The sequence below is a fragment of the Methanobacterium lacus genome (assembly GCF_000191585.1).
Classification (GTDB): Archaea; Methanobacteriota; Methanobacteria; order Methanobacteriales; family Methanobacteriaceae; genus Methanobacterium_B; species Methanobacterium_B lacus.
In genome coordinates this window covers 1,235,615-1,254,668 of sequence record NC_015216.1, presented here as the reverse complement: position 1 = coordinate 1,254,668, position 19,054 = coordinate 1,235,615, and the positions used below count along the sequence as shown (strand labels likewise).

Annotated in this window: 21 protein-coding genes; 13 read left to right on the top strand and 8 right to left on the bottom strand. The window is 32.2% G+C overall.

What is annotated here, in order from left to right; all coding sequences use genetic code 11:
- Nucleotides 1–236 precede the first annotated feature (236 nt).
- The 11 genes from hdrC (at nucleotide 237) to METBO_RS06210 (ending at nucleotide 9,719) form a co-directional block, all read left to right on the top strand.
- The gene (gene hdrC, locus METBO_RS06260) at nucleotides 237–824 is read left to right on the top strand and encodes a ferredoxin:CoB-CoM heterodisulfide reductase subunit HdrC (RefSeq protein ID WP_013644843.1); all 588 of its coding nucleotides are present in this window, start codon (nucleotides 237–239) and stop codon (nucleotides 822–824) included.
- A complete protein-coding gene (hdrB, locus tag METBO_RS06255) occupies nucleotides 821–1,765 on the top strand; it encodes a ferredoxin:CoB-CoM heterodisulfide reductase subunit HdrB (RefSeq protein WP_013644842.1) in 945 nt (314 codons plus the stop codon). Before hdrC ends, hdrB begins: the two co-directional genes overlap by 4 nt.
- A gap of 112 nt (nucleotides 1,766–1,877) precedes the next feature.
- Nucleotides 1,878–2,177, top strand: coding sequence for a carboxymuconolactone decarboxylase family protein (locus tag METBO_RS06250; RefSeq protein WP_013644841.1), 300 nt, complete (start codon nucleotides 1,878–1,880; stop codon nucleotides 2,175–2,177).
- 476 nt (nucleotides 2,178–2,653) lie between these two features.
- A complete protein-coding gene (locus METBO_RS06245; protein WP_013644840.1) occupies nucleotides 2,654–2,956 on the top strand; it encodes a DNA-binding protein in 303 nt (100 codons plus the stop codon).
- 31 nt (nucleotides 2,957–2,987) lie between these two features.
- Nucleotides 2,988–3,353, top strand: a complete 366-nt coding sequence (locus METBO_RS06240; RefSeq protein WP_013644839.1) for a NifB/NifX family molybdenum-iron cluster-binding protein — start codon at nucleotides 2,988–2,990, stop codon at nucleotides 3,351–3,353.
- Between the two features lie 55 nt (nucleotides 3,354–3,408).
- Nucleotides 3,409–4,635 carry a cation diffusion facilitator family transporter gene (locus tag METBO_RS06235; protein ID WP_013644838.1) on the top strand — a complete coding sequence of 409 codons (1,227 nt, stop codon included), beginning with the start codon at nucleotides 3,409–3,411 and terminating at the stop codon, nucleotides 4,633–4,635.
- 36 nt (nucleotides 4,636–4,671) lie between these two features.
- On the top strand, nucleotides 4,672–5,157 hold the full coding sequence (locus METBO_RS06230) for a DUF2124 family protein (protein WP_013644837.1): 486 nt from the start codon (nucleotides 4,672–4,674) through the stop codon (nucleotides 5,155–5,157).
- Nucleotides 5,158–5,653: 496 nt separating this feature from the next.
- Nucleotides 5,654–6,919 (top strand): serine hydroxymethyltransferase, encoded by a 1,266-nt coding sequence (locus tag METBO_RS06225; protein WP_013644836.1) that lies wholly within the window; start codon nucleotides 5,654–5,656, stop codon nucleotides 6,917–6,919.
- Nucleotides 6,920–6,945: 26 nt separating this feature from the next.
- Complete coding sequence (locus METBO_RS06220; RefSeq protein WP_013644835.1) at nucleotides 6,946–8,322, top strand: amino acid permease; 1,377 nt, start codon at nucleotides 6,946–6,948, stop codon at nucleotides 8,320–8,322.
- A gap of 144 nt (nucleotides 8,323–8,466) precedes the next feature.
- Nucleotides 8,467–9,318: an Ig-like domain-containing protein gene (locus tag METBO_RS06215; protein WP_013644834.1), complete on the top strand. Its 852-nt coding sequence runs from the start codon at nucleotides 8,467–8,469 to the stop codon at nucleotides 9,316–9,318.
- Complete coding sequence (locus METBO_RS06210) at nucleotides 9,294–9,719, top strand: hypothetical protein (protein ID WP_048186386.1); 426 nt, start codon at nucleotides 9,294–9,296, stop codon at nucleotides 9,717–9,719. Before METBO_RS06215 ends, METBO_RS06210 begins: the two co-directional genes overlap by 25 nt.
- A gap of 116 nt (nucleotides 9,720–9,835) precedes the next feature.
- On the opposite strand, the gene METBO_RS06205 is transcribed toward METBO_RS06210, so the two are convergent.
- The 7 genes from METBO_RS06205 to METBO_RS06175 all read right to left on the bottom strand — a co-directional run bounded on the left by METBO_RS06205 (nucleotide 9,836) and on the right by METBO_RS06175 (nucleotide 17,080).
- Nucleotides 9,836–11,884: a heavy metal translocating P-type ATPase gene (locus METBO_RS06205; RefSeq protein ID WP_013644832.1), complete on the bottom strand. Its 2,049-nt coding sequence runs from the start codon at nucleotides 11,882–11,884 to the stop codon at nucleotides 9,836–9,838.
- Nucleotides 11,871–12,224, bottom strand: coding sequence for an ArsR/SmtB family transcription factor (locus METBO_RS06200; protein WP_048186385.1), 354 nt, complete (start codon nucleotides 12,222–12,224; stop codon nucleotides 11,871–11,873). Before METBO_RS06200 ends, METBO_RS06205 begins: the two co-directional genes overlap by 14 nt.
- Nucleotides 12,225–12,381: 157 nt before the next feature.
- A complete protein-coding gene (locus METBO_RS06195; RefSeq protein ID WP_013644830.1) occupies nucleotides 12,382–13,272 on the bottom strand; it encodes a PAS domain-containing response regulator in 891 nt (296 codons plus the stop codon).
- Nucleotides 13,273–13,278: 6 nt separating this feature from the next.
- Nucleotides 13,279–13,725 carry a response regulator gene (locus METBO_RS06190; protein WP_013644829.1) on the bottom strand — a complete coding sequence of 149 codons (447 nt, stop codon included), beginning with the start codon at nucleotides 13,723–13,725 and terminating at the stop codon, nucleotides 13,279–13,281.
- Nucleotides 13,718–16,018 (bottom strand): PAS domain S-box protein, encoded by a 2,301-nt coding sequence (locus METBO_RS12720; protein ID WP_048650810.1) that lies wholly within the window; start codon nucleotides 16,016–16,018, stop codon nucleotides 13,718–13,720. Before METBO_RS12720 ends, METBO_RS06190 begins: the two co-directional genes overlap by 8 nt.
- Nucleotides 16,019–16,204: 186 nt before the next feature.
- Nucleotides 16,205–16,714 (bottom strand): type 1 glutamine amidotransferase domain-containing protein, encoded by a 510-nt coding sequence (locus METBO_RS06180; RefSeq protein ID WP_013644827.1) that lies wholly within the window; start codon nucleotides 16,712–16,714, stop codon nucleotides 16,205–16,207.
- Nucleotides 16,715–16,762: 48 nt separating this feature from the next.
- Nucleotides 16,763–17,080, bottom strand: a complete 318-nt coding sequence (locus METBO_RS06175) for a hypothetical protein (protein WP_013644826.1) — start codon at nucleotides 17,078–17,080, stop codon at nucleotides 16,763–16,765.
- A gap of 557 nt (nucleotides 17,081–17,637) precedes the next feature.
- Between METBO_RS06175 and METBO_RS13835 the strand changes: the two genes are divergently transcribed.
- Entirely contained in the window at nucleotides 17,638–17,775 is a 138-nt protein-coding gene (locus tag METBO_RS13835; RefSeq protein WP_013644825.1) for a hypothetical protein, read from the top strand.
- 163 nt (nucleotides 17,776–17,938) lie between these two features.
- On the opposite strand, the gene nifU is transcribed toward METBO_RS13835, so the two are convergent.
- Nucleotides 17,939–18,331 (bottom strand): Fe-S cluster assembly scaffold protein NifU, encoded by a 393-nt coding sequence (gene nifU, locus METBO_RS06170; protein WP_013644824.1) that lies wholly within the window; start codon nucleotides 18,329–18,331, stop codon nucleotides 17,939–17,941.
- A 464-nt stretch (nucleotides 18,332–18,795) separates the two neighbouring features.
- Here nifU and METBO_RS06165 point away from each other — a divergent pair, with 464 nt between their 5' ends.
- Nucleotides 18,796–19,023 (top strand): PRC-barrel domain-containing protein, encoded by a 228-nt coding sequence (locus METBO_RS06165; protein WP_013644823.1) that lies wholly within the window; start codon nucleotides 18,796–18,798, stop codon nucleotides 19,021–19,023.
- Nucleotides 19,024–19,054 lie beyond the last annotated feature (31 nt).

Below are 19,054 nucleotides of genomic sequence, written 5' to 3'. Positions count from 1 at the left end.
ATATTTGCCATTTAAAAACCCTGAAAAGCTTTTTAAATCATATACTTGGCAATTTTAAAAAAAAATAGCAATTTTTAATTTTTATTGTATCAATTCATTCCATAATTTTTGTTTTGTATTTTCAAGGAATAAAAAAAAGGATAGTTAAGAATATATATTCAAAACTATTATATGATGCTTGGTTCAAATTTGAATAGTATATTCTGTTAAAATTAGTGAATGAGGTATAAATTACCATGAGAACTATCAAGTTGAAAAAAGATCCATTAAAATTACTTAATGATGTATTAAAACATTTAAAAGCCTCCCCAGAACTTGGAATCTTCAAGTGTGTTCAATGTGGAATGTGCAGCTCCGTTTGTCCAGCTGCCAAGCGTACAGACTACGATCCAAAGGAAATGTTAGGGCGTGTTTTGCAAGATGATGAAACTGTTGTGGATGATGATACAATATGGTACTGTTTTTCATGCTACACATGTAACAGTGTTTGTCCATCTGGAAATAATGCATGCGAAGTGAATCAAATATTAAGACAAATGGCTATTGATAAAGGGGATGTTCAAAGGATTGAATCCTTCACTCCATATGGGGACAGCTTCATGAAGAAGGGAATTGGAACAATCCCAGAAAAGTATTATGAAGATATGGTTAGCGATTCAGGTCCAGAATGTATGAACATAAAAATGGATATACAAAATATTCGCAGCTCCCTGGGTTTGGGAAATTACATATTACCTGATGATGCTGTTAATGAAATAGATTTAATACTTAAAAATTCAGGATTTATGGAAAGAATTGAAATGATAAAGGGATGTAAAAAATGAAATTAACACCCGAAAAAAATATTTTACTCTTTAAAAGTTGTTTAATCAATGTGGAATATCCTGGAGTGGAATCATCCACTAAATACATACTGGATAGAATAGGGATTGAATACACAGTTGATGATAGACAATCCTGCTGCACGGGACTTGGTTATTATTTTGATCTCTTTGATCAACTGTCTACTACTGCAATTGCAGCTAGAAATTTTAAAATAGGAAGTTCAACAGGCCATAATAATATTGTAACCATGTGTGCTACGTGTTATGCTATATTAAAGAAATCTGCTGAAATTTTAAATGAAAATTCTGAAGCTAGAAATGAAATAAATGATATAATGGTCAAATCAGGACTTAAGAATATGGAGTATTATCAAGGCGATGTGGATCCAGCAGAAAACATTTTTCACGTGGCAGAAATCTTCTTCAATAAAAGGAATGAAATTTCTAAATTTGTTAAAGTTGATCTCTCTGATCTAAGGGTTGCTACACATCATGCATGCCATTACTGTAAAGTATTCTACAAAGATGCCATCGAAGGTGTTCGAGATCCTAATCTTCTAGATGAACTAGTAGCAGCAGTTGGTGTTAAAACAATAGGATGGTACGATCATAAAAAAGTTACATGTGGTTCAGGATTCCGTCAAAGATTCATTAACAAAGAAATTTCGTTAGATGTTACAGGGGAAAAACTTCAATCTTTAAAGGATAATAACGTGGATGTACTCATTCATATGTGCCCTAACTGTCAGATGCAGTTTGACCGGTATCAACCATGTATTGCAGAAAAACTTGAGACTGAATTTGAAATTTTCCATTTAAACATTGCACAGTTCATTGCACTTGCAATGGGAGCAGATCCCTATACAGTCGTGGGCATACAAACCCATACAGTTTCAGTTACACCATTAATTGAGCGATTCAAGTCCAAGTTTGACAAATAAAAAAAAAAACAAAAGAACTGAAATAAGTCATGATAGATAAATTATCTATATCCCAGTACTGAATTAAAAGGGATCCTAATTAAATAAAGAACAAATTCATGGAGTGTATTATTTGAAACAAGATAAACCAAGATCGATTAGTTTTACAGAAGATGTTAGTGAAGAATTAAATCTTGCATTCACAAATTTGGCTTCAGAAATAATGAAAGATGGAGCATTATCATCTAAGGATAAATCCTTGATTGCACTTGCATGTGAAGTAGCAGTGAAGTGTGAGCACTGTATAAAGGCTCATAAAGAAAAAGCACTGGATGCCGGCGCAACAATGGATGAAATCAAGGAAGCAGCAGCAGTTGCTGCCCAAGTACGTCTTGGATCAGGACTAACGTTTGCATCATTTGTCCTTGATTAAAAATTAATCATATTAACGAATATGTTTAAAGTTATTGTTTCCAGATTCAGAGAACTATAGGAATATTATTTCCTCATAGCTTCTTAGTTTTCAACTTTTTTGTTATTAAAATTATTTCTGTTTGTAAGAATTTATTCTGTTTTTTTGTATTTCTATGGATGGTTATCCAAAAAAAACCCACCAGTACAATGATAATTTGTTAATCAATATTTTAGATCTAATATTCTAAAAATTCTACCCAAACATTAAATAATAGTTATGAATATATATTCATAACTGTAGGGTAAATAATTTTAAAAAAACCTTGAAAAAAATCTACAGCAAAGCTGGTGATAATAGTAATATTAAAGAGTATTGTAAGAATTTAACTGTAATTAGGAATTTAATCTACATAAAAAGCTCAGAAAATGTCTCAGATAAATATAAATTTGAAATTCTGAGAATTTATAAATAAAAACAAAAGGAGGTTTTCTGAAATGGAAAACAAAAAATATAAGTGTAAAGAATGTGGATTTGAATGGCAAAATCCTAAGAAAAGCTATAAAAATTGTCCTGAATGTCAATCTGAAGATATTACAACCATTGATTTGACTGAAGAAAACCAGACAATAATCCCCAAACCTGGAAATATGGGAAGAGGGCATGGAAATATGGGAGGAGGACCACCACGAGCATGTAAATGTCAAAAATGTGGATACGAAACTACAAAAACCCCAGGAGTACCATGTAGGAATCAGAAATGCCCCGAATGTGGAACTCTTCTTTGTGGATGCGATTAAAACTAAATAAAATAATTGGAGATGGATAAAAATGATAATATGTGTGCCAAGTATGGAAAGTACAGGACTCTTGTCAAAAATTTCAACACACTTCGGAAAGACTCCTTACTTCACCATATTAGATATGGAAAATAATGAAATAAAAACACTTGAAACTAAGAAAATCGAAAGTAGACATGCTGGTGGTAAAAAAACACCTGCAGAGATAATTATTGAAATAAATCCAGATGTTGTTCTATGCGCAAATTTAGGTTTGAAGGCTGTGGAAATGCTCAAAGAACATGGGATAAAAATATATGTAGAAGCATCTGGAACAGTTGAAAACTCTTTGAAAGCATATTTAAACAACGAATTAAAGCTAGCAGATGAAAATACAGCATGCTCTGAAGGCCATTAATGAACAGTAACTTCAATATGATGAAAAATGTTTCCAATCTTCAATTAGTGATTCCATGAGTAACAACAAACAAATAGACCTAAAAAAAGGAGAAAAAGCAGCCAAATATTCTACATATGCTAATTTAGCACTGGCACTAATGAAGTTGGTAGTGGGATTATTATCAGGTAGTATAGCATTATTAGCAGATGCTATACATTCTTTTTCTGATATATTTGCATCTGTAGCCGTTTACATTGGATTAAAACTATCTCAAAAAGGGCCAGATGAAAAGTTTCAGTATGGCTACTACAAATTTGAAACATTAGCATCACTCATCATATCCATAATAATCATTGTAACAGGATTTGAAATTATAATAGAATCTGTAAATGGAATTATATCACCACAACAGATGACAATACCCTCTTTAGTAATTGCCGTAAGTTTAATATCCATACTGGTTTCATATTTACTATCTAGATATAAGGAGAAAGTCGGAACAGAAATAAATTCACCGGCCCTTATAAATGATGGTAAACACAGTTTTGTGGATGTATTCTCCTCGTTAATAGTATTTTTAGGAATTTTATTTTCATACCTTGGTTATCCAATATTTCAAGGATTTGCAGGATTTGTAGTCGCACTCTTAATTATTTATATTGGTTTCAAATATGGTAAACAAGCCGTGCTAATATTATTAGACGCAAATCTTGATCCAAAAACAGTTCAAACAATTAAATCCATAGCATTAAGCCAAGAAGGCATTTTAGGCGTGCATGATATAAAAATCAGAAGTTCGGGTCCATATGTATTAGCTGAACTTCACATAGAAACTGAAAAACGGTTAACAATAGAGAAGGCGGATTTAATATCTAAAAAACTAGAAAAACTCATAAGAAAGGAGCTTAAGGATTTAGATAGTTTGCTAATAAAAGTAGATCCCTGCGAAAAAACAACAGTTAAAATTGCTGTACCAATTGATCAAGTAAATGGATTAAATTCAAGAATCTCTAAACATTTTGGGAAAGCACCTTATTATTTAATAGCTGATGTAGATAAAGATAATATAAGGAGTTATGCTTTAAAGGGGAATCCTGCAGATACTAATGAACAAAAAAAAGGAATTAAAACTGCTCAATTTCTTATAAATGAAAATGTTGATATTCTATTATTTAATGGAAATATCAATGAGGGTCCTTCATATGCCTTGCAAGCAGAAATGATTTCTGTTATAAAACCAAATGTAGAAAATTTAGGGGATTCCTTGTTAAATGCAGCCCATAACGATTTAAATATTTAAACAATTTAGTTTGAGTACAGTAATGAGGTGATTAATATGGAAAAGAAAACAGGAATAGTAGGATTTACAGGAGCATTTAGGGATAATCTTAATGGAATTTCAGATGGATCTAAGATAGTATTCACAGGATCTGCAGCTGTTTGCACACCATTTATTGAACTTTTATCGTACGCAATCAGGGATAAAAATCATGAGTTAATATTTGTACCCAACGCAGATTTAAAACAAACTAAAATGTTAAAAATGGAAAATAATTTGGGCTATAATGCAGTTGATATTAAAGCAAATCCGAGTAACCCTGATGTTGTAGTTGTGATGGGTGGTCTAGCAATGCCAAAATTTGGTTGTTCACCCGATGATGTTTTAAATATGGTAAAAGAAATTTCAAATGATCATAACCCCAAAATTATTGGAGTTTGTTTTATGAGCATATTCGAAAGATCCGGATGGATAAACAGTATACCCTTCGATGTAATCATAGATACAAAAATGGAAACAACAATTTACCAGCACCTCCCCTAACCTGAAATTCATGTTTACGTTAGTTAAGGGATTAATTGGTAAATAAAGGATTATGAATCTATTATTTTTTTAACAAGACCCTTAATCATTAAGTTTTTTTTATAGAATTAAACTAATCAGAGATCTTAGTTTGATTATATCAGTTCCAATATTCTATAATTATAAATGCAAATACTAATATTAACTTGAATTTGCATTACAAGAATAATTACTGACTAATTCATAGATTTAATGAAATAAAATTTAATTAAAATAAATCTTTGATAAAGATAATGAGCTTATAAACAAAATTTAAGAGCTACTAATGAATTAAATTATTATTTGAAACTATTTTTTGATAATTAGGTTATTTTTTTTTTAGATTAGTATTACAAATAATAACTTTTTTATATCACTCAAGACAATATAATACTATGCAATCCAAAAATATTACTATATAATTTCAATATTTTTAATTCAATAGAAGAGTATTATAAATTCTGCTTAGGTGATAAATATGGAAAATAAGAATTATATTGAACAAATTCGAGAATATACTAAAGATCATCAAAATTGGATGAAAAATAGCATTAATTTGATTGCAAGTGAAAATATCACAAGTAAACCAATAAAAGAAGTATTAGCTTCAGATCTTTCCCATCGATATGCAGAAGGTCTTCCTAATAAAAGATTTTACGAAGGTTGTAAATATATTGATAAAATAGAAAACCTTACAGTTAAACTTTCAAAAAAACTATTCAAAGCTGAACATGTTAATGTGCAACCAACTTCGGGAGTTGTAGCTAATTTAGCCTCGTTTTTTGCTCTTACTAAACCCAACGATACCTTAATGGCATTACGTGTTCCATATGGAGGACATATAAGTCATGCAGAAGTAAGTGCAGCTGGAATTCGGGGATTAAAAATCAGACCACACCCATTTGATAACAAAACAATGAACATTGATGCAGATGCCATGAAAAAAGACATTTTAAAGACTAAACCTAAACTAGTTCTTTTAGGAGGTAGTTTATTCTTATTCCCCCACCCAGTAGAAGAAGCAAAAGAAGCCGCAGATGAAGTTGGAGCCAAAGTTATGTACGATGGTGCTCATGTACTAGGTCTGATCGCTGGTGAAAGATTCCAAGATCCATTAAAGGAAGGTGCAGATTTGATGGTTGGCAGTACCCATAAAACACTGCCGGGACCCCAAGGAGGTATAATATTTACCTCCAACGAACTGAAACAAACCATTGACAATGCAGTTTTTCCAGGAGTTGTAAGTAACCATCATTTACATCATGTGGCAGGCTTGGGAATTGCATGTGCAGAAATGCTAGAATTTGGAAAGGATTACGCTACACAGACCATAAAAAATTCGAAAAAACTTGCAGAATGTTTATATGATTTGGATTTTAATGTACTTTGTCCTGATCTTGATTTTACAGAATCACATCAGTTGGTTATGGATATTAAATCAGTGGGAAGTTCATCAGAAATATCGCAACGTCTTGAAACCAACAACATCATAGTGAATAAAAATCTTCTACCCTGGGATGAAAAAACAGAAACTAATGAACCATCTGGAATCCGGATTGGAACACAGGAAATTACTAGGCGTGGACTTAAAGAGTCTGAAATGGAAGTTGTTGCTAATTTTATAAATGAAGTAGTTATTAATGGGAAAAATGTTAAAAATGATGCAATGAACTTCATGTCAGATTACACAACATTAAACTACAGCTTTAAACCTGAAGAGGCTTACGAGTATATAAAATTTTAATTAAACATTAAAGTTTGTGAAATACGATGGATCTCAAAAAAATTTTACTCGTAAAAAAGGATATTAAAGATTGCACGACTTGTGATTCAGGTTTATCCCAAACATTTGGTAGTATTGGCTTGATTATATTGGGTGTTGGTGCAATTTTAGGTGCTGGTATTTTTGTTGTAACAGGTTTAGCAGCAGCTGTTGCAGGTCCATCAATAATATTTTCTTTTTCTGCTGCAGCTTTTGTTTGTGTTATGGTTGCCCTTTGTTTTGCAGAGATGGCCAGCATTATCACAGTGACAGGTGGGAGTTACACCTATACTCAATTTTCACTCGGTGAGATCTGGGCGTGGATCGTTGGTTGGTCAGTTGTTTTACAGATAATAATAACTGGAGCAACAGTAGCAATTGGTTGGAGTTCATACTTTACGGGCTTGATGGTTTCCCTTAATATAAACTTTCCAAATTTAATATCACAGTACACGACCATGATAAATTTACCTGCCTTAATAATTGTAGCTCTGTTAACTGGAGTAGTATTAATGGGTGCAAGAAGCAGTAAACGTGTTAACAATGTGATTGTAATTATAAAACTTGCTGTTGTAATTATTTTTGTATTAATGGGCATAAAATACGTTAACACCGCCAATTACATCCCTTTCATGCCAAATGGCATAAATAGTGTTTTCCAAGGTGCAGCCATGGTATTTTTTGCATATCTTGGGTTTGAAGCTGTGGCTACCTCGTCCGAAGAGGCCATAAATCCTCAAAAATCCATTCCTAAAGGAATAATAGGTTCATTAGTCCTGTGTGCAGTATTATATATTTTGGTAGTTATTATAATGACTGGAATGGTCAAATATTCAGAATATTCCGGAGTTGCAGCCCCTGTTCAGTACGCATTGAATGCTGTCGGTGCCAACTGGATCATGACAATTGTTACCATTGGAATTATGGCAGGACTCACAACTGTCATTCTAGTTAATCTTTACATAATTCCCAGGGTAATATATTCAATGAGTCGGGACGGACTGCTCCCTTCAAAATTGAGCCATATAAATACCAAATATAAGGTTCCCATCATACCAATAATTATTTCAGGAGTGTTAATAGGTATCATAGCGAGTTTTGTGCCATTGGGTTCTGTATTCGAACTTGCTAATATAGCAGCTTTAACAGCTTTTATCTTTGTGGCCATTGGAATAATCAACCTTAGAAGAACTTGTCCAGATGTACCAAGGAAATTTAAATGTCCATTAGTACCAGTCTTGCCTTTGATAACAATTGTAATTTGTTTAGTACTGATTTTAGAACTCAAACTATCAACAATCCTATATTTTAGCATATGGACTGTTCTCGGGTTAACAATTTATTTCGGGTACAAATGTTACAAACTGAAAAAAGTAACTGATTAATTCACCAGAGTAACCTGTTCCATGTTAAAATTCATTACAATTAAATAGAATATCGAATGATTTAAATTATAAACTAATATTGGGGTATTAGATGAAAAATTTTAAAATTATCTTTATTTTATTGGGGCTTTATCATATTCACAAATGGGTTCAAGTAGTGCATCTGCTGTGAAAAATCCATATGTTATTAGTGTTGATCCTTCCCATGGTTCTATTGATATTCCTGCAAATAAAGCAATAAATGTGATTTTTAATGAAAATGTAACACTTAATAATGGTCTGGTTGAACTTAAATCAAGTTCTAATCAGTCAGTACCCATATCCCTCACTCTGGGAAAACAAAAGTTGAGAATAACTCCAAATTGCTTGTTAAAAAATGGAGAGAAATATATGTTGTACATCCATACAGGCAGTTTCAAGGGTTTAAAAAACAATTATAACAAATTGTTTATTTCCAGTTTCAGAGTATCCTTAACACCTCCAACATCATCAAAGGTTTATTTTCAAGTTTTATCACCTGAAAAAACAGTTAATGGTACTAAAACTTATTCTAAATATGCAGTATATCAAAAACCTGCTTACAGTGCATACTGGAACAGATATCTATTCTATCACATGGTGAATCCTGCTGTTAATGGAACTAATGGTCCTGAAGATGTGTATAGAATTTATAAATTGCAAAATATTGTATCTAACTCCAGCTATATTTCCCCAAAACCAATTCAAAGTACAGATCTTACAACACCTGGAAACTGGGAAAAAGCCGTCCAAATAGCTGGAAATCCTTTGATGGGTGGTATGCACGGTTACGAAATGGTTAATAGTATTTTTTATTATGGAGATGGCATCAAATTCATTCCAACAATGAATTTAATGAATGAGTTCAATAAACTTGAGATCGTTGAAACATCTGATTTATTAAATCCTAAAAATAATTCCCAAAAAGTGGCCAAGACCGTGACAAAATATATTTGGAACGGTGCAAGTTTAACATAAATACCAAGTATCAATGGCTAGTTAATGCTAAAATTGTTACTGCTTACGCAGCAATGTTTCCTATTAAAAATAGTAAAAATGCTGCTTATAAAGGACAATTAGTGGGAAATAATGTTCAAAACTTTCATAATGGAAATGTTGTAAGGGCAAACTCTGCTAAGGGCACAGTTTGGGATGACAATAACAATCTCCATATGAGTATGCAAGTATTAAACCCAGTATCAGCCCTCAATTCCTATAAAACAAATGGTAATTCAGCACATGGAAAAACATGGTACAGGCAATTCGGATCATATATTAAATTATACATCACTCGAGTTCACAGTCCCCAATATGAAATGGTGACCAAAAAAACAGTTTGGTACATCGGAACTATGTACAACATATGGAACGTAGTTTGAAATTAGATTATAAATACAAAATATGGTGTGAACTATTAATAGAACCCACAACATAATTATTTAAAAAAAAAAATATATGTAAACCAGTTTTAACTGGTTATTCTTTTTTTACAACTTTATTTAGTGTATACAAGTCTTAGGGAGTTTAATATTACTGCAAGTGTAAGTCCCATGTCTCCAAATGTTACTGCCATCCACAATGAAACATAACCAAACACTGCAAGTACAGATAGTGATACTTGGATTATGAGTGCAACAGAAACATTCTGTTTAACAACCCCCATTGTTTTTCTGCTTAGATTCAGAAGGTAGTTGATTTTACTAATATCATCGTGCATGAGAGCTATGTCTGCAGTTTCAATTGCAACATCCGAACCTGCGGCCCCCATTGCAATACCCACATTAGATCTTGCAAGGGCTGGAGCATCATTCACTCCATCACCAACCATAGCAACTTCAATTCCTTTATCAATATACTTTTCAATGATTTTTACTTTATCCTCTGGTAATAATTCGGCATAATATTCATCAAGACCAATATCATCAGCAACAGTTTTTGCAGTTTGTTCATTGTCTCCAGTGAGCATGACTGTTTTTATTCCACTGTTCTTCAGCTTTGATATTGTGCTTTTAGAAGCTATTCGCACAGTATCCTTCATACAAATAAAACCTAATATCTCAGTTTCATTAGCAATTAAAACCACTGTTTTTCCTTGATCTTCAAATCCCCGAATCATTGTATCGGAAAATTCATATTTATTGCTAAATAAATTCTTCTTACCCAAAATATAGGTTTTATTATCGAGGGTTCCTTTTAAACCATTTCCAGTAATGGACTTGAAATCCTTTACTTCACTGAGTTTAACACCCTGCCCTTTGACATAGCTACTTATGGCATTTCCTATTGGATGGTTTGAATTTGATTCTAATGAACCTGCAACCATCAATATTTCAGCCTTCGAGTAATTGTTCAATGCTATTATATCAGTTAGCTCTAAATTTCCCTGTGTCAATGTTCCAGTTTTATCAAACACCATGACCTTTATCTTGCTCATTTCTTCGACGTATCTTGAACCTTTTATTAAAACTCCGTTCTTCGTACTTGCTGTTATTCCTGATACCATGGCAACTGGTGTTGATAATAAAAATGCGCAAGGACAAGATATTATTAACAGTACCAGTGCTCTATAAACCCATTCATCTATAGATTGTCCAAAGAATACAACCGGAATTATTGCAACTAAAGCTGCGAGTCCTATAACAGCAGGAGTATAATATTTTGCCAGTTTATCAATGAAATTTTCAGTATTTGACCTTTTTTTCTGTGATTCTTTAACCAGCTTGACGATCTTTGATAGAACTGTTTGATCCGACTCTTTAGTGACATCCATTTCAATGTAACCCTCTTGATTCAAAGTTCCTGCAAAAATATCATCCCCTATATTTTTATTTACAGGTACACTTTCACCAGTAATTGCTGCTTGGTTTATTGAAGTTGAGCCCTTGATTACTTTACCATCAATTGGGACTTTGTCTCCAGGTTTTACAACCAGAATGTCTCCAGCTTTTACATCATGAACATGAATTTCAGAGGTTAATCCATCTTTTTTCAAAGTTGCTGTTTCTGGTACCAATTTTAATAGGGATGCTATTGATTTTCGAGCCCTTTCTCCGGCATAGTTTTCAAGGTAGAGTGCTATGTAAAATAGGAATATTACAACTGCACCTTCAGCTCCAGAACCTATTAAAAATGAACCGAACACGGCTATTGTCATTAAAAAGTTCATGGTAAAATTTCCCTTAAAAAGAGCAATTATACCATTTTTTACCACATTATATCCCGAGAGCAAAACCACAATCAGGAATAATGGTGTAGTAGTTAATGATCCATATCCTGATAAGTCTAAGTACAGTGCTGCAAAGAGGAATATTCCTGATAGAGTTATGACCATAAGGGGTTTTCTGTCCCATAACTGTTCCTTTTCCTCTAAAAGGTCTTCTTCACAACTACATCCACATGTTCCATCATTACAGTTATCACCATTTACATTGCAAGTTTCACCTTCGCAGCCACAATTATCTAGTTTATTGTTGTTGGTTGATTCTTCATTTGATTCACAGTTTTCCTGGTTGTGTTCATGATTGTGTTTGTTATTCTTTGGCATGTTCAAGTCCCATTTCTATAATTTTTTCGACATGATCATCGGCAAGAGAGTAGTATGCCATTTTACCTTCTTTTCTAAATTTTACCAGATTGTTCTGTCTTAATATCCTTAATTGATGGGATATTGTTGATTGATTGGCTTCAAGTACTTCAGTTAGATCGCAAACACATAATTCTCTCCTAAATAATGCTTGGAGTATTTTGAGCCTTGTAAGGTCTCCGAACACTTTGAATGTTTCTGATACTTTTAAAAGGATATCATCAGCAGGTAATTCCGATTTAACTTCCTCAATTGTATCTTCATGTTTGCATTCAATTTCACACATATCATCAATTTTCATAGTTGTATATATGCACACATCACCATATATAAATGTGAGTGTCATGTGGTAATTCTCAAATCTTTTTATAGAATCTAAATTATTATTTAGCTAAAAAAAAAACAGTCAGAATATTCAAAAAAACGTCATTAAAACATTTAAAAATAAAATGAAAGGATTAAGTAAATTTATCCTGGAAATCCTCAACATAATCTTTTTGTATCAAAGGTTTTACAGCTTCAACCATGTTTCCCATTATAAAGAAAAAGTCCTTATCCTTCTCAATCATTGCATCCATTATAGATTTTTCCATACCTTTCCTAGCTGTAATATCAGTCATTATTGATATGGCACCTATGTACTCTCCATTCATCTTTTTTAGGGGACTTGTGGACATCAGGACCCACAGTGGTGATCCATTATTCTTTAAAAACTGTAATTCATAGGTTTGGCCTACACGTGCCTTTGATTGTAGATGCTTTTTAAAAACTGCCCTGCAGTTCTTTTTGATGAAACTGAAAACATCTCTGTTTAAAATTTCATCCATGTTGTAACCTAACATATCTGCCATTTGTTTGTTAACATAATTTATCTCATTTTTAGAGTTGATTAAAAACAGACCAGATTCTATTTTTTCAACCATGGCCCTGTATTTTTCCTCACTCTTCCTAAGATCCATTTCTATCCTTTTTCTTTCAATTGAATATTTTATGGACCTAGAAAGTAGTTGCTTATCAATATTACCCTTAACAAGATAATCCTGAGCACCTTCACCCACAATGTTAATTGCAAGTTCTTCATCTAAAAGACCAGTTAAAATAATAATAGGCATTTCTGGGGCGTGACTGTTCATTATATTAAAAGTTTCAATTCCCCTGCTATCCGGAAGGTTTAAATCCAAAAGTACGATATCAAAATCTTCAATAACATGCTCTACGCTGTCTTCAAGCCTTTGAAAATGTATGAGCTCAAATTTATTTTTATATATTTCCTTCAACATCTCCCTTATTATGACGGCATCCCCGGGATTGTCCTCAACAAGTAAAATACGAATATTACCATCTCTCATATTAATTCACCTTGTGGGAAGTTTAACTATACTTAACCAAAAGTTTTCTATTGATTTAACAACATTTATGAACTGATCAAGGTCTACTGGTTTGGTTATATAACAATTTGCGTTCATGTTGTAGGTTTCCCTTAAATCATCTTCTGCATTAGATGTTGTCAAAATAACTACAGGAATACATTTCAACATGTCACTATTTTTAATTTCCCTTAATACCTCACGTCCATCTTTTTTTGGTAGATTAAGGTCTAATAGGATGAGGTCAGGACAGAAATTATGGCCATTATCGGAATTTAAAATTTCCATAGCTGTTTCTCCGTCGTAGGCAATTTCCATTGCATTACATATATTTGCGTCCTTAAATACCTCTTGAATTAGCCTTACGTCCCCAGGATTGTCTTCTACTAACAATATTTTGATTGGATCTGATACAACATTTAATATGTTAACCACTCCTTATAGTGAAATTGAATTTAGTACCATTAATTCTTTCTGTGTCAACCCAAATAGTTCCACCGTGCTTTTCTACGATTCTTTTTGAGATTGCCAAACCAATTCCGGTTCCATTGTATTCATAAGAATCATGTAACCTCTTAAAAATTTTAAAAATTTGCTTACTGTACTTAGAAGGTATTCCAATACCATTATCTTCCACAGAAAAAATCCATTTATCACCATTATTTGTGGCTGAAATGTGAATTTCCGGACTTTTTACACTTCTGTACTTGATAGAATTGTTGATAAGGTTTTGAAACAACTGAATCATTTGGGTTTTGTCTGCTCTGATTTTAGGAAGTTTTCCACTGGTTATAAATACGTTGTTTTCCTTTATTAAAATATCTAAATTAGTTTCGACAATTTTCAAAACATCTTCAAAATCAACACAGGTAAATTCATCTGATCGTGTGTTGATCTTTGAGTATTCAAGCAAGTCATCTATCAGTTCATGCAAATGTATTGCTCCATCCACAGCAAAATTAATGAATTCATCTGCATCTTCATCCAATTGATCTTTATATCTCCTTTGGAGCAACTGTAAAAAACTGGTAATCACCCTCAGAGGTTCTTTAAGATCATGGGATGCTATGTAGGCGAACTGCTTAAGTTCTGAATTTGTGAGTTTTAATTGTCTAAGTGTTTCTTTTAACTCATTTTCTATCCTCACCCTTTGTGATATGTCATTAAATATAACTGCAAATTGATTCTTTCCAGGCGAAAATGCAAGAACATCATAATGTCTGTTTAATGCACTGGAATATTCATTAAAATGAATTGAAACATCTTCTAACGCCACTTCACCATAAATTTTAACCCAGTTAACAGTGTCCTCAGGAATAACTTCTGATTCTCTCCTTCCAATAATATCTTCCCTTTTAAGTCCTGTCAACTCTTCAAATGCAGGGTTGATGTCTAAAAATATGTAGTCTACAGGCTCACCATTAGAATCGCAAACAATTTCATGCAATGCAAATCCCTCAGTCATCTTATTAAAAAGAGATCTATACCTTTTTTCACTCTTTTTTAGTTCGTTTTGAGCTACAATTTTATCAGTTACATCATTAAACGTGGTATAAACTTGGAAAGGCTTATCATCATCTCCTATGAGAGGTACTGCATGTACACTCAACCATCTGTAACCACTGGGAATTTTAAGTCCCATAATAACATCTTCAATTTCTTTACCAGTATTTAAAGCTAAATATGATGGAAACTCTTCGGCTAAAAATTCTGATCCATCTTCATGTACAGATTCTTGTACAATATCCTGTGGTTTTTGTCCTTGAATTTCAGCTAAACTGTACCCCAATATTTTTTCAGCAGCTGGGTTCATTGAAGTAATTTTACCAGAAGAATCCTGATAAACAACTCCTTGAATCATGGTTTCAAACAGTCTTCTATACTTTTGTTCACTCTTAACTATTCTCTCTTCAACGCCCTTTAAATGAGTTATATCTCGACCGATGCCAAAAATTCCTAAAATGGAATCATCAAAACCCATATATGGACCTTTGGTCGTTATATAATCTCGAATTTCACCTTCCCTTTCAGAGTACAAACTTTCTTCGTAGGTCAAGGTTTCTATGTTTTCAATTATTTCCTTATCTTCCGTGGTTATTACTTCTGCATCTTCCCCATGGTATAAATCCCAATCATTTTTTCCAATAATTTCGGATATGGGTTTTCCCATTATTTCTGATGTAGCAGTGTTTACCATGATATAATTGCCACTTAAATTTTTTAGGTAGATAGCATCATTGGTGTTTTCAACTATGGAATTTAAAATGTTGTAACTCCGCTTGAGTTTCTTTTCAGTGTTCTTAGTAGCTGTCATATCCCTATTAATAGATATATGACCATTTACAACACCGTTTCCATCTGTAATAGTGACAATTTTAGAGCTTATATAAAGGGGAAAATTTTTTTTGGTAAACTGAAGAAATTCATTTTCATAGGATCCCTTTTCACTCAACATTTTAGAAGTGTTTGGTTGTTCATTTCCAATAAATTTGGTTCTTAAAACTGTTTTTGCAGTTTTTCCCAGAACTTCAGACGACTTCCAACCATATATCTCTTCTGCAGCAGGGTTCCAATATGATATTTTGAAATTTTCGTCTGTGATTATCACAGCATCTTTTAAAATAGAAAGCAATTCTATGTTGTAGGGCATTGAAATTTGTTGCTTTTCCCCCACACCGTTGTTTTTATTGGCCCGTTCTTGGAAATCTGAGCTTAAGTTTTGTTTCATGATCTTCATTTCACCTTTAAACAGCCTTAATCAATCTACCACATAAAGATATGGACATGAAAGTATAACTAATTTTTCATCTAGCTATGGTCCTCTGAGTCAACGTAAGGATAGTTATAATAAAATAAGTGAAAATTCATAACACCTGAAAATAATAAAAAAACAGTAATGCGTAAATAAAATTAGTTATGAGATTTTAAGAACATTTAAAGCTGTATCTATAAACACGGGAATGTCCTTTGGCCCTCTGCTTGAAATAAGGTTATCATCCACCACTATCTCATTATCAATGTATATGGCACCAGCATTCTTAAGATCCTGAACTATAGATCTCCAACCTGTGACCTTTTTTTCATGAAGCAAATCCGCAGTTATTAGTATCTGTGGTGCATGACAGATTGCAAAAATAGGCTTTCCAGTTTTAAAAAAATTCTTTACAAAATTCACTGCAGATTCATATCCTCTGAGGTGATCTGGTGAGCATCCGCCGGGAATCATAAGAGCGTCTAGATCATCTATATTATATTTTGAAACTGATTCTTCTATGGTTACAGGAGTGGACTTCCTTTTTCCCTTAACTACCTGACCTTCTTTAATTCCAATATGTACAATAGAATGTCCTTCATTTACAAATGCTTCGGAAGGTTTGATGTATTCAACGTCTTCAAACATTTCATCTATCAAAATACCTATCATAGCCAAGCGAATTACCCCGGTTACCCATAAAAAAAATACATAAAAAATTTATTTTTTCTTTTTCTTTGCATCATTCAATGATTTGAGTGTATTTAGTGTTATTTCCTGTTCTAAAACACGTAATCTTTCTGCTAAGAAATCTAATACTTGTTTCCGTTCTTCAAATGGCACATTCTTCTTTGAAAGCATGTTAATTAATTCTGTTGTACTTCTTACAGAAAAAGAACCTGCTTGTTCGTCCATTAGTATTATATCTCTTTTACCCATCTCTTTGGCTGGAGAAACACATACTGCCCCAAGGATGTTGCCTTTTTCATCCTTAACATCCATTGAACTTATATAACTAATGTTTGCTTCGTTCCTCATTTTAAATCACCTTAATTCTTTTTAATTCATCTTAACAAATTTTTTTTAATATTAATTAAGAGTTTGATATATAAATAGTTATTGGTTTTTTTTATTAATATGTCCATTAAAACTTTTTATTAAATAAAATAGAATTCCTGAAGTTTTTTAAACTCCAGGAACTTTATCATGTAAGTCTGTTACGGAGGCGGTAGACAGACATGACCATGAAGTTGGGAAAAGTATCCCTAATTTATTTTTGCGTAGGTACTTCTATATGTTTACTTACAAATAGATTATTCTTCATAGTATATAAATTTTAGCATGCAATACAACCTAATTCAAGCTATTACATCCTATATCTTTCAATAGTTTTTATCCATTTTTTAAAGATTTTAAGTGAAATATACGCTTTAATTTGGGTATAATCAAACTAAATTTGATAAATTAGATATATTCAAAAAATCTATTTAGTCCTAAAAATGAATCTCGTTCATCATATTAATTTTTAACAAAATTATAAATTCCTTCTTCACCATAATAAGTATTAATAATAGTATTAAACAGGAGTGATCGCTATGAATGAAAAAGAGATTGAGGAATTCGTTGAAAACTTCAAAGGAATGCTATGGGACGAACTTGACGATGAACTCGGTGAGATGTCACGTGAAGATCTGATAACCGTTATAGTAAAACTGAAAAGAAGGTATGGATAACATTTTTTTTATTTTTTTTAATTAGATTAAAAAAATAATTTATACAATCCTAGTAAATACTCAGAATTCTGTCATTCATATCCCACTAACACTAATTATCAATTTTCACAGGATATCAACTAAAAATTAATAAAAAAAAGTAAAAAATATTTACTTAATAAAATCATTCAGATTCAGCTTTTTCTTTCTCAGCTTGCTTCATTTTGTAATCTGCAATTGCAGCCTTCAATGCATCTGCTGCTAAGTTTGAACAGTGCATTTTTACAGGAGGTAAACCTTCTAATTCATCTGCCACATCATTTCTTGTGATTTTTAATGCTTCTTCGATGGTCTTTCCTACAGCCATTTCTGTAATCATACTACTGGTTGCTATAGCCGCTCCACATCCAAATGTTTTAAATTTTATGTCTGTGATTATGTTGTCTTCTACTGTAATGTAGATGGTCATAAGGTCTCCACAAGTAGGATTGCCCTCGGTTCCGACTCCACTTGCGCCCTCTATTTCCCCAACATTTCTAGGATTTTGAAAATGATCCATTACCTTTTCACTATACATATTTTCACCTTCTAATTATCAATATTTTGTATCAGATTATTCCCGTTAACAACTGTCAACCAATGGAATCCTATTGAATTTAATATTGTTATTATATTATTGTCATTAATTCTAATAGAACTTTGCATTACTAGTGTATAACTATAGTTATATTTAAGCTTTGAGTTTATATCAAAATATTGTTTTTTTTTTATTACAATTTATAATCCATATAATAAATTTATAAAGAAGTTATCACTCGGAAATATTGTTTAAATCTTTATTTTCCTTACTTCGTATTTATTCTTTCTAATTTTTACTTAATATAAATTTTCAGTTTAAAATAGAGTTTAATTATTGGAAAATATATCTTAATGGCCAAAAAATATAGTAATACTAATATTTAAATTAATAGTAATTTTTATTAATATCATCTCACATAATAATACTAATAAGAATTCAAAAAAAATGCGAGGTGTGACCCCATGAAAATCAAGGATGAAATAATAGGTAAAGAAGTAATGGATAATCAAGGAGCTTTAGTTGGAAAAATCAAAGATCTAGACTTAGATTTAAAATCTAAAAAAATTGACGCCATTGAACTTGAAGATACAGGATTATCAGGTAAAATAGGCCTTGGAGAAAAAAAGATATTGCCCTTCGATTTAGTTGAACACATTGGAGATAAAGTAATAATCAAACAAATCAAGTAAAAATTGAAGATTTGTAGGTTAAAGGAGATTA